The sequence below is a fragment of the Comamonas thiooxydans genome (genome assembly GCF_002157685.2).
GTDB classification, from domain to species: Bacteria; Pseudomonadota; Gammaproteobacteria; order Burkholderiales; family Burkholderiaceae_C; genus Comamonas; species Comamonas testosteroni_H.
Genome location: NZ_AP026738.1, coordinates 2,818,755 through 2,833,629 on the forward strand (window position 1 = coordinate 2,818,755; position 14,875 = coordinate 2,833,629).

General features: G+C 60.3%; 17 protein-coding genes. All 17 read left to right on the plus strand.

What is annotated here, in order from left to right; translation table 11 throughout:
• Positions 1-223 precede the first annotated feature (223 nt).
• The 17 genes from pilL2 to CTR2_RS12985 all read left to right on the plus strand — a co-directional run bounded on the left by pilL2 (position 224) and on the right by CTR2_RS12985 (position 14,815).
• The gene (gene pilL2, locus CTR2_RS12905) at positions 224-730 is read left to right on the plus strand and encodes a PFGI-1 class ICE element type IV pilus protein PilL2 (RefSeq protein ID WP_087083546.1); all 507 of its coding nucleotides are present in this window, start codon (positions 224-226) and stop codon (positions 728-730) included.
• A gap of 665 nt (positions 731-1,395) precedes the next feature.
• Complete coding sequence (locus CTR2_RS12910) at positions 1,396-2,097, plus strand: hypothetical protein (protein WP_254913362.1); 702 nt, start codon at positions 1,396-1,398, stop codon at positions 2,095-2,097.
• Between the two features lie 3 nt (positions 2,098-2,100).
• Positions 2,101-2,631 (plus strand): integrating conjugative element protein, encoded by a 531-nt coding sequence (locus CTR2_RS12915; RefSeq protein WP_087083544.1) that lies wholly within the window; start codon positions 2,101-2,103, stop codon positions 2,629-2,631.
• Between the two features lies 1 nt (position 2,632).
• A complete protein-coding gene (locus CTR2_RS12920; RefSeq protein ID WP_087083542.1) occupies positions 2,633-3,172 on the plus strand; it encodes a PFL_4695 family integrating conjugative element protein in 540 nt (179 codons plus the stop codon).
• Positions 3,169-3,339, plus strand: coding sequence for a hypothetical protein (locus CTR2_RS12925; RefSeq protein WP_176391651.1), 171 nt, complete (start codon positions 3,169-3,171; stop codon positions 3,337-3,339). Before CTR2_RS12920 ends, CTR2_RS12925 begins: the two co-directional genes overlap by 4 nt.
• Positions 3,340-3,350: 11 nt before the next feature.
• Positions 3,351-5,582, plus strand: coding sequence for a type IV conjugative transfer system coupling protein TraD (gene traD / locus CTR2_RS12930; protein WP_087083540.1), 2,232 nt, complete (start codon positions 3,351-3,353; stop codon positions 5,580-5,582).
• Positions 5,579-6,355, plus strand: a complete 777-nt coding sequence (locus CTR2_RS12935; protein ID WP_176391650.1) for a DUF4400 domain-containing protein — start codon at positions 5,579-5,581, stop codon at positions 6,353-6,355. Before traD ends, CTR2_RS12935 begins: the two co-directional genes overlap by 4 nt.
• A gap of 23 nt (positions 6,356-6,378) precedes the next feature.
• The gene (locus CTR2_RS12940; RefSeq protein ID WP_087083536.1) at positions 6,379-6,693 is read left to right on the plus strand and encodes an integrative conjugative element protein, RAQPRD family; all 315 of its coding nucleotides are present in this window, start codon (positions 6,379-6,381) and stop codon (positions 6,691-6,693) included.
• Positions 6,694-6,711: 18 nt separating this feature from the next.
• On the plus strand, positions 6,712-6,954 hold the full coding sequence (locus CTR2_RS12945) for a DUF3262 family protein (RefSeq protein ID WP_087083535.1): 243 nt from the start codon (positions 6,712-6,714) through the stop codon (positions 6,952-6,954).
• A gap of 26 nt (positions 6,955-6,980) precedes the next feature.
• The gene (locus tag CTR2_RS12950; RefSeq protein WP_003055198.1) at positions 6,981-7,364 is read left to right on the plus strand and encodes a DUF2976 domain-containing protein; all 384 of its coding nucleotides are present in this window, start codon (positions 6,981-6,983) and stop codon (positions 7,362-7,364) included.
• A 1-nt stretch (position 7,365) separates the two neighbouring features.
• Entirely contained in the window at positions 7,366-7,794 is a 429-nt protein-coding gene (locus CTR2_RS12955) for a TIGR03750 family conjugal transfer protein (RefSeq protein WP_254913360.1), read from the plus strand.
• Complete coding sequence (locus CTR2_RS12960; RefSeq protein ID WP_087083533.1) at positions 7,794-8,534, plus strand: PFL_4703 family integrating conjugative element protein; 741 nt, start codon at positions 7,794-7,796, stop codon at positions 8,532-8,534. Before CTR2_RS12955 ends, CTR2_RS12960 begins: the two co-directional genes overlap by 1 nt.
• A 5-nt stretch (positions 8,535-8,539) precedes the next feature.
• On the plus strand, positions 8,540-9,628 hold the full coding sequence (locus CTR2_RS12965) for a TIGR03749 family integrating conjugative element protein (protein ID WP_087083531.1): 1,089 nt from the start codon (positions 8,540-8,542) through the stop codon (positions 9,626-9,628).
• A 7-nt stretch (positions 9,629-9,635) separates the two neighbouring features.
• Positions 9,636-11,054, plus strand: a complete 1,419-nt coding sequence (locus tag CTR2_RS12970) for a TIGR03752 family integrating conjugative element protein (RefSeq protein ID WP_087083528.1) — start codon at positions 9,636-9,638, stop codon at positions 11,052-11,054.
• On the plus strand, positions 11,041-11,526 hold the full coding sequence (locus CTR2_RS12975) for a TIGR03751 family conjugal transfer lipoprotein (RefSeq protein WP_087083526.1): 486 nt from the start codon (positions 11,041-11,043) through the stop codon (positions 11,524-11,526). Before CTR2_RS12970 ends, CTR2_RS12975 begins: the two co-directional genes overlap by 14 nt.
• Positions 11,523-14,372, plus strand: a complete 2,850-nt coding sequence (locus tag CTR2_RS12980) for a conjugative transfer ATPase (RefSeq protein ID WP_087083524.1) — start codon at positions 11,523-11,525, stop codon at positions 14,370-14,372. Before CTR2_RS12975 ends, CTR2_RS12980 begins: the two co-directional genes overlap by 4 nt.
• Complete coding sequence (locus tag CTR2_RS12985) at positions 14,369-14,815, plus strand: TIGR03757 family integrating conjugative element protein (RefSeq protein WP_087083522.1); 447 nt, start codon at positions 14,369-14,371, stop codon at positions 14,813-14,815. Before CTR2_RS12980 ends, CTR2_RS12985 begins: the two co-directional genes overlap by 4 nt.
• Positions 14,816-14,875: the final 60 nt, after the last annotated feature.

The following is a 14,875-nucleotide window of genomic DNA, read 5'->3' on the forward strand; positions in this document are numbered from 1 at the left end:
GCCTTCCTTTTGAACCTTTAATTAACAACCATTTATTTCCAAATATGTCAAGCGTAAACCGTTAGGTATGTAACGCACGGTTTACGCTGGAGATAAAGGTACATGTCTTAGAAGATTCGGCCCGGTGACTGACGCAGTGCGTCATCTTTCCTGGGCCACAGATCCTCACGCACACCCTCTTCATGGTTGTGGCCCAGGCTCTTTTTTGGAGTTCCTACGGTCCATGACCCGCATGCCCAGATTCTTTGCCAGCATGGCTTTGCTGGTCATGGCCTGCTCAGCCCAGGCCACACCTCAACTTGTCGACGGAAACAAGCGTCTGCAGTTGGGCCGCTACACCACTGCTGAAGCTCAGCCTCAGTTGAACCTGAATGAGCCGCTCGCCCTCGTGGCTCAGCTCACGTTTCCTCGCGAACAGGTGACAACGGTTGGGGAAGCCATCGAATACACGCTACTGCGTACCGGCTACGCCCTGGTGGATTCGCAGTCCCTAACTTCGGATGCGCGGCGCTTTCTCGGTCTGCCGCTGCCCGAGGCTCAGCGCACGCTGGGCCCGTTTTCTGTTCAGGACGTTCTGAATGTTCTGGTGGGCACAGCATGGCGCTGGCACACCGACCACATCACTCGCCGTGTGTGGTTCACCCTGGCCAACGCCCCCAAGCCACGCCGCCTGGAGCCCATCGTCAGCCCTAGCAGTACGCCTCTGCCGAAGGCGTCCGCCAAGGAGTGAGCATGTCGGAACAAAGCACTGTCGATGCAGAAGTACAGGTGACTGAGCCAAGCGTGCCGCCGCCGCCGCCTCCTGATGTGGCAGATTTGCCGCCAGCGGTTTCTGTTGCCCCCGAGGTCACTGGTGTCGATGATTCAGCTGTCGACCATTCTTGGTTGAGCGAGCTTGAGACTGCCGCTCCTCTCGGTGCTGCCACTGCAACTGCGGCGGCTGCTGCTGCGCCTGTTGTGGCCGAAAAACGGCCGGGATTCCTTGCCCGCGTTTTTGGCCGCGCACCAGCTGCAGCAAAGCCACGCAAGGCCGAGGTGCCTGTAAGTGTTGAATCCAGCGAAATTCCATCTCGCCGCAAGGCGACGAACCCATGGGTACTGCGCGCAGTCGGCATTGCGGGTGTCGTGGGGATCTTGGCACTGGGCTACCTTCAATATGGGCAAAAGCGTCTGCCGGCACTGGATCTGCTTGGCTCATCGCTTCCTGACGCCGGCTTGGTGACGCCACAGCCTGCGTTCGATCCTTCCGAGTTCGATCCCCGCCTGGCTGATACGTCCCCGCTGCCCCTTCCGTCCTTGGCAGATGCGGCTGCGGCACCTATCGGCGGAGCACCAGCTGGCGTTGCGGACCCAATCCCAGTGGGCTTGCAACAGGAATTCGATCCAGAGGCGGTTATGCGGCAATCTGCAGCGGACGCAGGCGTTACCGGCCTGACAGACGTAGGCACGATGCAGGAACCAGTGGCCAACGTCGCACGCCAGCGAATAGAGGCCTCAGCTGTAGCACCGGCTGGTACTTCCCCCACTTCTGCCGCACCCGCGCCGACCATGGCCTTGGCCCCCACGGCAGCGGCGACTGCAACACCAGTGAGTGTCGATCCGCAGATGCTCGACCGCATGAAGCGCATGGAAGACATGATGTTGCTGATGTCCCAGCAGCTGGCCGCGATGCAGCAGGCCAACGCGCTTGCTGGCAAGACCTCTGCGGCACCGGCTCCCGCTCCTGCGGTAGCGCCTGCAGTGGCTCCGGCAGCTGCACAGGCCGCCCCCGTCGACCAGCCGTCGCCGCGCCCAGCGCCCAAGCGCGTAATGGTGAAGGCGAAGCCGCCGGCTCCTCGCCAAGCAGCAAAGGTCGTTGCCGCAAAGCCAGCTGCAGCTCCTGCAGGTGCGCAGCTTGTGTCCGTCGATATGTGGAACGGCGAGCCTTCGGTCGTGGTCGCGTCGGGCGTGCCCGGTGATCGCCGAGTGCGTGTCTTGCGCCCAGGTGATGTGGTCAATGGCCTGTCTCTCAAGTCGGCAGATCCCGTGTCTCGCACAGCCACATTTGTGGCTCCCGGCAGCCAAGGACTGACCCTCTCAGTGAGCAATGGAGGCTGATTCATGAAAAAAACTGCCTTTATTGCCACCGTGGTCGCATTGCAGCTGAGCACGGGCGCCCTTGCGCAGCTGCGCACTGGCCGCACTGCCGAAGCGAGCTCGCTGCCCAGCACGACTCAACAGGGCCGCTCGCAACTGGACGAGACAGCACGTGCTGTACAACAGATGTGGGGTCTGACTGCCGAGGAGATGCAGCGCGCCAAGGTGCTGTCGCTGGGACCTCGTGCTAATTTCTCGGTCAAGGAGCTCTCGCCCCTTGAGGTGCTGGGCATTCATGCTCGCAACGATGCAGAGCGCCGTCAGTATGCCGAGCGCATGGCGCGGATCTTCCACCAGGACGTGGAGCGAAGCATATTGTGGGACCGAGAAATGCAGGCGGCTATGGCCCGCCTGTATCCCAACGAGCCGATGGTGAACTATGACGGCCTGCCGCGCGTGCAGTCGTCTGTAGGTGCAGCCGACATGCTGAACGTGCCGCGCACGCAGATCATCGAGCGCGCTTCGCCAGCTCCTGCCAACCGCGGAAAGCGCTGATATGCGCCGCCTGTTCGCCATCTTCGCCCTTGGATTCGCTTGCAGCGCGCCGGCCCTGGCCGGCGTGGAGCTGGAGATGATCCACGACAGCGGCAAGTCTGTGCCGCTGGCGCCCTATTTGGCCCAGATCGTGGGCGGCACAGATGAGGCGAATGTGCTCGATGGCCTGCGTTTCCCGTTTCGCAGCCAATTGCGCGGCGGTGTGCTCAAGCAAGATGGCGTTCAGGTCTTCAATGGCCAATGGCTGACTCAGCCCATGTTCGTGATCGGCGCGGACGACGCGTCTTTGCGCTGGGTGGCTTTCAACCACAAGAAGCTGATACAGCTCAATGCCGTCGGCATTGTGGTGCAGGCAGCAACGCCATCCGCATTCAAGCTGCTGCAGCAAGTGGCCAGCCCCCTCCAATTGGCTCCTGACACAGGGGCATTCCTCGCCAACACGTTGATCGCCAAGGGTGCGCCAGTTTTCCCCCTACTGGTGCACAGCAATGGCCGCGCCTACCAGATCCTGCCTCAGCGCACGTTTGGAGAGGCTCCATGATCGGACTCGGCCTGGTGCATATTGGATCGGAAGGCGCTGTGAAAGCATGTGCCAGTGCTCGGCTGTTGCGCGCTGAGCTGGACCAGCTTGGAACGGCTTTTGTGCGTGCACGGTCCCAAAATGTTCCAAGCCATCACGGCATGTTCCAGCTGGAGGGCATGCAGTGAGCGACGGGACCATGGAAGGCGTGCTGAGGCCGCCAGTCGAAGCTTTGAGCGCTGTCACAGCCTTTGGTATTGCTGGCGTGGCTGCAGGCGCGCCATGGGCGCTGATGATGCCCCACTCGTTGGGCGCAGTCTCGGGCGCTATCGCTGCCGGCTTTGGTTGCGTGCGAGCGCGCCAGGCCTTCCAGGTCTATAGCTATCAACGCGGGCTGAAGTTCACCAAGATGACGCGGCTTGCCCCCCACAAGCTTCCGGTCAATCTCAAGGAGCATCTTTACCTAGGCGAAGGCTTTGAGTGGACGCAGTTGCACACGCAGCGCTTGCTGGACGCGCGTGAGACAGATGTGCAGCGCTTCGTGAAGGCCTCGCCAACCGAGCTCAAGCTCGCCGCCACCGGCGAAAAGATGCGCAAGTGGGCTCAGGCCAAGACCGACAGCCTGCTGGCCAGAGTACTGGAGCGTGCGCTCGATGTCGGCGGTACCGCCAACCCCTTCGCCACGGGCGTGGACCTGGGCGGCAACCCTGTGCTCCATGGCGTCGGAGTGCAGAACGAAAAGCCAGTGGTGTTGCGCCAAGGCTCGCGCTCTGGCCACTTGCTGGTGATGGGCACGACTCGCGTGGGCAAGACGCGCCTCTTGGAGCTTCTGTGCTCTCAGGACATTCATGCCGGCCACGTGGTGATCGTCATCGACCCCAAGGGCGACGCGGAGCTGATGCTACGCATGCACGCTGAGGCACGACGTGCTGGCCGCCTGGATCAGTTCTATATGTTCCATCTGGGCTACCCGGAGATTTCTGCACGCTACAACGGCATTGGCAATTTCGCTCGTATCACCGAAGTCGCTGGCCGTGCCACGAATGCCTTGCCCTCCTCGGGCAACTCGGCTGCCTTCAAGGAGTTCAGCTGGCGGTTCACCAACATCGTGGCTCAGGCCCAGGTGGCACTCGGCCGCATTCCGACCTACGAGACGCTGCTCAAGGACGTGACTGGCATTGACCCGCTGTTCATGGACTACGCGGGCATGACATTTCGCAAGCTCGCGATTGACCATCCCCAACGCTTTGGCAGCTATCAGGACCGCCTGGTGGAGCTGGAGCGCGCTATTGTGGCAAAGAAGGCTCCGGTCCCCCGAAGCCTGCAGGATCGTTCGCCCGATCAGGTGGCGATGTATCTGCTCATCAAGGAAGCACGACTGGACGACAAGGTACTGGTCGGCCTTGCGGCCGCATTCAGCTACGAGCGTTCGTTCTACGAGAAGATCATCGCCAGCCTGGGGCCATTCCTCGAAAAGCTCACCTCCGGCGCGGTGGGCAAGCTCATCAGCCCTGACTACTTTGACCCGAACGACAAGCGGCCGATCTTCGACTGGATGACGGTGTTCCGCCAAGGTGGCATCGTGTATGCGGGCCTGGATGCCTTGTCTGACTCCGTGGTTTCGTCTGCCGTGGGTAATTCCATGCTGTCCGATCTCGTTTCGACCGGCGGCAAGCTCTACAAGACAGGCCTCGACCCTCACGGTGACGGCAAGCTCCAGCTGCCGACTGTGTGTTGCCATTTCGATGAGGTCAACGAGATTGCCGGCCCCGAGTTCGTTCCCATGGTGAACAAGCTGGGTGGCTCTGGCTTTCGGATCACGGCGTACACCCAGTCGATGTTCGACATCGAGGCAAAGGTGGGTGACAAGGCCAAGGCTGGCCAGATCCTCGACAACTTCAACCACCTTTGCATGCTCCGGGTGCGCAGCAAGGCGACCGCGAGCCTCCTGACGGACCAGGTGCCACAGGTCAATGTGACGGTGCTTACGCCGGTATCGGGCGTGTCGGATACGGCTGCCCAGGGCAATGGCGTCGATTTCACTAGCCAGAACAACGACATAGCGAACAAGTCGAAGGCACCGCTGATCGAGCCTTCTGATGTTCTCTCATTGCCACAGGGTCAAGCGTTTGCGCTGCTGGAAGGCAATCGCTGCCACAAGATTCGTATTCCTCTGGCTGATACCAAGGACGACCCGTTCATCCCAGCTTCGCTCAAGGCGGTTGCTGAGGACATGAAGCGCCGCTATCGCACGAGTGAGACGTGGGCCGCAGAAACCGACTGGCTCAGTACACAGCCCTTGGGCGCTGGTGCAGGTGGGTTGATCGACACGGATCTCGCCTCTGCCTTTGATGACGATATGCCTGGCTACGCCATGGCAGGCGCAACTTCATCCGCCGTAGCCGGCAACGTGATGGGACCGCACTCATGACGGCTCCGAACTCGCCCGCCAGAAAGCCAAGCACACACGGCCCTGTGGGTGTGGCCGTGTTGGTTGGCTTTGGACTATTCAGCGTGACAGTGTCCTCGTGGCTCATCGGTCTGGTGATTGAAATCGGCGGTGGCTACTTCCTCTGGCGTGGCCAGGGCTTCCGCCATGCCCAGGAGATGGTGCAGCAGGACCTGCGCTATATCGCAGCCGCTCCACGCAGTCTGCTGGTGCCGGACACCGTGGACTTTTCGCTGCGCATCGTGAAGTGGGTTCGTATGCCCTACGAGCGTCTTGGCGCGCTGCGCTGGTATCAGCGCAACTTGGCCGCCCAGCAGGCTGGTGCAGATGCCGCACTGCCTAGCTTTCTGGGTCAAAGCGTGCAGCCTCAACTCAAAGGGTTGGCCAAGGCTGGTGCGTCGTTCATCCACATGCTCAGCGAATGGGTGGTCATCAGCATGTTTGTCCTGCAGGACGTTCTGCTGCGCCTCTGCACTGCAGTCTTCGCACTCCCTGCATTTGCCCTTGCCTGCCTGATGGGAGTGATCGACGGCCTGGTGCGCCGGGACCGACGCCGCTGGCAAGGCGGCCGCGAGTCCTCGTTCGTCTACCACCACTCCAAGCGCTATGTGGGCTGGGCGCTTACAGGCGGCTTTGGCTTGTACCTGTCCTGGCCATTCGGCGGCTTCAACCCGGCCTACATGGTCCTGGTGTTCACCATGTTGGTGGCATTCACGCTATCGACAACGGTAGGCGCGTTCAAGAAATACGCATGACATTGATTTTGAAGGAGATATTGATGAAACGCTCTCGACATTCGCTATTTGCAGTTCTGGTCATCGGGGTGCTTGCCACGACCGCATCGGCCTGGGCTGATGTGGCCGACGACGAGCTGGAGCGCGAGCGCCTGGCGCGCATCGCTGGCGAGATTGAGCAGGTGCAGATGATGGTTTCAGAAGCTGAAAAAGCCGCGCCGACCGGCCAGCGCGTGAAATTCCGCTACGACTGGCTGCAGCGCGACCTCGAGCTGCTGCGCCTGGGCGTAACGAACCACGTGGATGCACCTCGCCAGCCTCGCCCAGTCGCCCCATTGCGTGGGGACTATCGGCAATAACCAAAAGAAAAACAAACCATGCGTTCAGAAATGGCGACGGCATTCGTACAAGGCGCCGGCTTCAATCCTCAAAGCTTGAAGTACCTGATTTTTGTCTTGGTGTTTGCGATGGTTTTTTCTGTCGCTGCATGGCTCGGGACACTGATATTGAAGGCCTTTGGGGATGGAGAGCTAGATACATCGGAGGCCATGAGGGCATGTATTGGTGTCGCCATTACCGTTCTATTAGTGACCGGAGTGCTTGGATCAATCATCCTATAGAAATCAATTAATCGACTGGAGAAATCATGAAGAAACATTTGAAAAAAATTAACTCTGGCATCGCATCTATCGCCTTGGCTCCGGTTGTGCTGCTTGCAACCTGCCCTGCTTTTAGCGCTTTGCCAACAATTCAACCTCCTGCAGGTGGAAGTATCGGCGGCGGCACTACACAAGAAGGCGATATTCTTGGGATCATAGGCGCTTATCTGAAACTCGGATTTACCATCCTGGGGTTGGTCCTTGCGGTTGCCGCATTTTTATATGTGGTAATTGCTTCACTGCAACGCTATCGCGACTACACCAAAGGCACTATTCAGCTTGGCGATCTAAAAGAGCACGTAATTGTTAGCGTCATTATTCTCAGCCTCGTGGTGTTGATGGTCAATTACGCTACTCAGACCCTGGCCTGACATGACAGCGAAAGACACCCGTCCTCAAGGCATGCCTATTGCTTCGGCTCCGCTGACCGATCGCGTGAACTCTGAGCCACCTATTATCAATGGCATGGCAGCAAGCGAAGCTGGGTACATTGGGGCCGTGTCTTTCGCTGCAAGCCTGTTTGTCGGAGGCGTGGTTGCATATATCTCTGGACTTTGGATCACTGTTCCAGTTATATGCATTATCGTGCCTTTCACAGTGCTGTGGTATTCATCACTGTACCTGCAAGAAGTAAAGAGAAACCGCCCTGAAGGCTACTACCTTCATTGGATGCATTATTTTCTTGTGTCGCACAACTTGGCCAAGCCAAAATTTCTGGTCCATGACGGCCGGATGCAATTGGGTTGCAGCTATCGCTTGAATTCGATCAGTGCTGAAGCCAAATCATCGGAAACCAAATAATGAGCAGTGGTGATTATCTGGACGCACTTGCGTCCGAGCGCAGCCATAGCGCAAAGCTTACCAAAATCATATTTGGCATAGTGGGGCTGGCAGTGGCTGGCATGTGGTTCGCTTCGCGCGTTCCAAAGAATATCGACTTGCACGTCGCGCCAGATATTAAGGCGGGTGACACGATACGGGTTATCGATGGGCAGTCTCCAGTACCGTCTACAAATGCCTACGGCTTTGCATACTACATCTGGCAGCAGATTAATCGCTGGCAAAGCGATGGCTCTCAAGACTATGGCAAGCAGATTTACGCGATGCAGTTTTATCTGACGCCTCGTTGCCAGGCGCAACTGCAAACCGATATGCAGCAGCGTCACGCCAAAGGCGAGTTGCGCCGCCGTACTCGTCAGATCAGCGAGATCCCCGGCTTTTCGTACAGCGAAAACCGCGTGATCCGTGAAGGCTCGGACGCCTGGACTGTGCTTCTGGACATGCAAGTTCAGGAGACCTTTGCTGGGCAGCCGGTCAAGGACGTGTTCATTCGGTATCCGCTGCGCGTGGTGCGCTTCGATGTCGACCGTGAGCGCAACCCATGGCGCCTGGGCCTGGATTGCTTCGGTAGCAGCCAGCCCGCACGCCTCAATCCTGCGGAGCTCAAGCCTGGCGCCCCAGTTCAAGCGGATCTCAAAGCGCCGCGTCTGCCCGGAACTATTGCCCCTTCGAGCCTGCCTCGTGATACCTCTGTCGATTGATCCACATGATCCAACGTCGTTCTCTCCCGGTCTGTCTCCTGGTAGCCCTGCAGCTACTGCATGGCAGCGTCGCTGCTCAGCAGGTCGAATCGCTGGCGGGTAGTTCCGAGACGCCTGAGTTCAATGAGCCTATTGACCTGGGCCAGACGGGTGCAGCAGCTGCAACACCAGCTGCTGGAGCCAATGCAGGACGTGCCCCAGCTGGCGGGCGCATGGTGGCAGGCGTTAGCGTGCCCGCACCGCTGGCGAATACAGCCGTGGGTTCCGCCAGGCGAGCAGCTGCCGAAGCGTCTCTACGCCGCGTTGGGCCAGCTCCTTTGACTTCTGGCCCCGCCGAGCGTGCTGTGTTTGCGCGTGAGCCAGTCCGGGTGAATCTGACGGTCGGCCAGGAGCGGCTTGTGACCCTGCCAGCCGATGCGTTGCTGCGCATGCCCAGTGACATGGATAGCGTGGCGCGTATCGAGACGATCGCCGGCACTATCTATGTGACTGCGCTCGTGCCATTCACGGCGATCCGAATCATTGCCGAGCTGGTGGATAGCGGCCAGCAGATTCCGATGGATCTGATTGCGGTAGCCGCTCCAGACGCCAAAGACTCCAAGGGCAAGGTCGTGTCCACGCAGTCCGCTAAAGGCGAGCTGCAGGTTTCTGTGATCGAGCCCACGACCGTGCCGAACCCCATTGGTGGAGCCGCACTGTCTGGAAGCCAGTCTCAACAGCAAGAGAGCGTTGCTGCGGATATGGTGCAGCTCACTCGACATGCTGCCCGCCAGCTCTACGCACCTCGACGCTTGGCTGGTGGCACGCTAGGTGTGAGCCAGGTTGGCGTAGGAACCGAACCCGTGCCGACACTGTTCCGTGGCGCTGCCGTGGACGCTGCGCCCGTAGGCCAGTGGAAGTCGGGAAACCTGTATGTGACTGCGGTGCGCGTCACCAACCGCTCGCGCTTTGCCCTGGAGCTGCCCTTGGAGAGCTTGCGCGGGCGCTGGCTCTCGGCCACGGCCCAGCATGGCCGGATCGGTGCTGCCGGTACAGACACCGACACCACGGCGGTCTACCTGGTGTGCGATCGCACTTTCGAGTCTTGTCTGTGAGGCACCCATGGCAGTGAAAAGCAACAAACTCACCCCTGTTCTTGTCATCGTGGCCTTCGTCATCGTCGGCTCGGTCATCGTCATGCGCCAGAACAATACACCGTCCGCTGCGCCCATGGCAGCGGCCCCCCTGCCCAAAACGGCAGGCGCAGATGAGGACACGCCAAGCGAGACACTGGCCACAGTGGTCGCGGCCAACAAGGATCTGCGAGCAGATATTCAGGACGTGCTCCGTGCTAACCAGGATTTCAGCAAGCGCCTGGAACGCTTGGAGAAAGGTGCACCCGCAGGCACCTCTTCTGCTGGTGCTGTCGGTGGTACCAGCAATGACACAGATCCAGCCCCAGTCGATGTCTTTAAGCCCATTGGCGACGCCATCGACTCTGTTACAGGGCTTGGCTCGAATGGCGCCGGCGGAGGTCATCGTCCCGTTGGTGGCTCCCAGGATCTAGGCTTGTCCGGTGGCAGTACTGCCTACAAGGTGGTTCCGCCCATGGGCTACACCACCGAGACAACTCAGCATCAAGGGAAGATGGTTACGCGCTATGTGCGGGTAGCCCCGGACGGCACGCAATCCATGCCCAGTGCGGTCAGCGCTGCCCAGGCCGCACAAGCTGCTCAGGCCACTCAGGCGGCCACGAAGCCGCAACCCGTGGCTTATTTCACGCTGCCGGAGAACTCCACGCTGGCGGGCGTCACCGCGATGACCAGTTTGATTGGCCGTGTGCCGGTCAATGGCCGTGTGACGGACCCCATGCAATTCAAAGCCATGGTCGGGCGCGACAACTTGGCCGCCAACGGCTGGGAGTTGCCCGAAGACCTTGCCGGAATGATCGTTACCGGCGTGGCCGTAGGCGATATGGCGCTGTCGTGCACCGAGGGAAAGATCCGCAGCATGACCTTCGTGTTCAACGATGGTGCGATCCATACGGTGTCGGCGCGTCGTGCGCCGCAGACCCAGGCAGGTGCCGGTGTCACGGCCATCGCCACCAATGGTTCGACGGATCTGGGATTTATCAGCGATCTGTACGGCAACCCCTGCATTCAAGGCAAGTTCGTGACGAATGCACCGGCCTACCTGACCGACATCATCGGTGCCAAGGGCTTGGGCGTGGCCGCCGAGGCTTTGGCGCAGGCCCAGACCACCACCATGGCCAGCAGCAATGGCACCACCTCCTCGATCACCGGAAACGCCGGCAGCTTCGCACTAGGCCGCATGGGCTCGGGCGCCACCGATGAGCTGGTGCGCTGGCTGACCGAGCGCCTCAAGAGCTCGTTTGACGCGGTGGTCACGCCCGCTGGCCAGCAACTGGTCGTGCACCTCGACCGCCAGATCGAAATCGACAAGCCCGCCGACCCAAGAAAGATCGTGCATCGCACGCAGTCCCCCAATGTCCTGTCTGGAGCCCGCTATGGCCTCGAATAACACCCTTCTTCTTGCCATCGTGCTTCCCGCGCTACTGGCTGGTTGCACGGCTATTGGGTCGCGCGAGTCACCGCTCAAGGAGGCAACTGCTGGCAGCCCAACCCTGGTGGATGTGTACCGGGGCAAGTTCCAGCCTCCTCAGTCTGCGGCATCGGTCCGTGAGACAGCTCGGGATCGCCTTGAGCGCGCATCGAGCGCCCGTCCGGTCGCTCGCGGCGACGAGATGACTCAGCGCTACTGGTCTGCTCTGGAGCCTATGCAACAGCGCTTTGCACGCGTGCCCAACCCGGATCTGGTCATGGTGGTGTATCCCCACCTGGCCAAGGGCCGCTACCCCGTGCCTGGATATGTCACGGTGTTCCCAATGTATGAGTCAACGGAGTACGCCATGCCCGGTGAAGTGGCCGAAGAACTTCAGCAAGGCCGCGCAGCGTTCTCGCGCGGCCGCACTGCTCGGGAGGATGGCCAATGAGCGGATTGCTGGAAATGCTGGGCCTGTCTGGGGGCACCAAAGGCAAGCACAAGCGCCGGCTCATGACGGCCGCGGACCGCAGGCAGATGGCTGCTCGTCCGCCCTCCTTCACTGAGCTGCTGCCTTGGGTCAAGTTTTCACGCAAAGACCGCAACTTTGTGATGCGCGACGGCAAGACCTTGGGCGCGCTGTTCGAGCTGGGCGCTGTCGCTACGGAGGCGCAGCCGCTGGAGTACCTGCAAGAGCACTGCCGCAAGATTCAAGAAGCCATTCAGGCGATTCCCGAGGTCGACTCTTCTCCTTGGGTGGTCCAGTTCTTCCTGAGCGATGACCGAAACATCGACGGGCTGAACCAATACCTTCACGATTACATCCTGTCCCAGCACAAGGACGCCAAGCGCGCGCAGGCCATCATCAACTCGGAATACACGCAGTCCGTGCTGAAAGAGTTTCGCAGTCACCTGTCGCAGGTTTCCCGAGAACAAGGACTGTTTACCGACACCTTGGTGACGGGCCAGACCTGGCGAGGCCAGCAGCGGCGGGTACGCTGCTGCATCTATCGCCAGTTTGATGACCTGGTGAATGAGCGCCGCATGGCCGAACAGCAGATGGAGGCGGTGGCCACAACCTTGCTGGCCACGCTGAACGAAGCCGGCGTGACGGCGCGGCGTGCCAACGGCAAGGACTTCTACGAGTGGATGCTTCCATTCTTCAACCGTAATGTGCCCTGGGCCAGCACGGGCGCCGAGCTGTTCCGCGGCGCGCCCTATCCGGGTGATGAAGCTCCAGAGGGCATTTATGACTGGGATTTTTCCGAGTCGCTGAACCTTTCGGAGCCCTCGTGCAACCAGGAACAAGGCTGCTTCGAGTTCGATGGCCAGCCGGTGAAGTTCCTCACGCTGCAAAACCTTCGTGCTCACCCTAGCATCGGGCACTTCTCCGCAGAAAGCCGGATCGGGAACGAAGCCTATGCGCGGTTTGACCGACTGCCGCCTGGATCGATGCTGTCCGTGACGGTGACGATTGCAGCGCAGTACCAGGTCGAGCGCCACGTCGAGGACATCAAAAGGGCTTCCCGTGCTCAAAACGCCGTGGCGCAGGAGACCCATAGAGAGTCGGAGCAAGTGCTCCAGCACATGGCCACGGGGGACAAGCTCTATCCGATGTTCATGGGGCTGTACCTGAGCGGTAAGACCCATGCGGATCTGGATGCGGCTGTTTCCGAGGTCAATGCCCAGCTGACGCCGACCGGGATGCGCTTTATCGAATCCCGAGAGGACCTGGTGCCGCATGACGCCTTCCTGCGTGCATTGCCATTCGCATTCGATCCCACGTTCGACCTTCGCAGCATGCGGCGGTCGCGCCTGACGTTTGCGAGCCTGATCGCAGCCATTTTGCCGGTCTATGGGCGCTCACGCGGCACGGCCAACCCCGGCTTTTGGTTCTGGAATCGGGGCGGCGAGCCATTGTGGATCGACCCGCTCAACAAGATCGACCGCAAGAAGAACGCCCATATGGTGGTGTTCGGCCCCACAGGAGCGGGCAAGTCGGCGACGTTGAGTTACCTGTCCATGTTGGTCATGGCCATCCACCGCCCACGCCTGGTGATCGCGGATGCAGGCAAGTCCTTCGATCTGATGGTCAAGGACATGGCCACCAAAGGCTTGAGCGTGTATCGCGTCAACCTGAGCGGTGACACTGATGTATCACTGCCTCCATTCGTATACGCCAGCGAGCTGCTGCAGGACGTGGAGATCATGGAGTCCTTCAAGGCTGCGGAGGAATACTTCGGCGCTGGAGCGGGTATTCCCACCGAAGAGGAGGCTGAGCTCGTCGGTGCCGAACGACTGATGGAGTCGGTCAATGAAGTGATGGAGCCGGCTGACGCCGACGATGACTCGGACGAAGAGAAGCGCGACTACCTGGGCGAGATGCTCATCTCGGCCATCATGATGATTACGGGTGGCGAAGACGCCGAGCTCAAACGAATGACGCGCGCCGACCGCTATCTGGTCACCAGAGCCATTATTCGAGCCGCAGTGCGCGTATCCAAGGAAGGCAAGCCCCATCCTCTGACACAAGACGTTGCCCTGGAGCTGACGGCCATGGTCAAGGACGTATCTCTGTCGGAACACCGCCGCGCGCGCGCCGAAGAGATGGGCCATTCGATGATGAGCTTCACGACGGGCCTGCGCGGCAAACTCTTCAACCGCCTGGGTCAGGACTGGCCCGATGCCGATGTGACCCTCGTGGAAATGGGCACACTGACCAAAGACGGCTATGAGGATGCGCTTGCTGTGGCCTACACGAGCCTGCTGGACTCGGTGCAGTCGCGCGCAGAGGCCGCTCAGCATGAGGATCGCCCCCTCATCATGCTGACCGATGAAGGGCACTTGATTACCACCAACGAGCTGCTTGGCCCGAAGGTGGCCAAGGGCACCAAGATGTGGCGAAAGCTCAATGCCTGGTTCTGGCTGGCCACGCAAAACTTGAAGGACTTCCCAGGCAGCATGTCCCGCGTGCTGTCCATGTGCGAGTTCTGGATGTTGCTGACCATGGACAAGAACGAGATCGAGGAGATCGCGCGCTTTCGATCGCTCACACCAGAGCAACGCCACATGATGGAGTCTGCCGTCAAGGAGCCGGCGAAGTACACCGAAGGTGTGCTCATCAGCGCGAACAATCAGTGGCTGTTCCGAAACGTGCCCCCGGCATTGCCAATTGCGCTGGCGATGACGGAAGGCCACGAGAAGGCTGAACGCCGCCGTCTCATGGACGAGCATGGATGCACCGAGGTTCAAGCAGCCTACCGCGTGGCGGCACGCCTGCAGGAGGCGCGCGCATGATGCGGTCATCCCTCACTGCCCTGGTACTGGGCCTTTGCTCACATAGCGCCCTGGCCCAAGGCTCCATCGGTCCTTCGGTGACGACCGTGGAAGTCTTCGCCAATTCGGCCACGATGGTGCGGCCGCCGTTTCGCCAGCCTGGCTACGTGCTCAAGGTCTATCGCGTGGACGCCATGGCTCAGCTTGAGCAGCAGCTCAATGCAGGGCTGCCCAAGAACGAAGCCGACGCCATGGCCTATATGCGTCAGCACGAGGCCGAGATCCGCCGCCGTTACAAGGACCAGATCACCAATGCGGCTTCCGGCATGACGCTGGCCGTCCAGTACCGATTGGACCGGCTCCCGGCCATCGTCATCAATCGCGCCAAAGTCATTTATGGAGTTGCGGATGTGGACCGCGCCATCGAACTGTTCGCCGCGGCTCAGCAAAGGCCTTCCCGATGAAAAAACGAGCTTCCCTCAATCTCAGACTGCGCCGCCTCGTCGCGGCCGTCAGTACGGCCT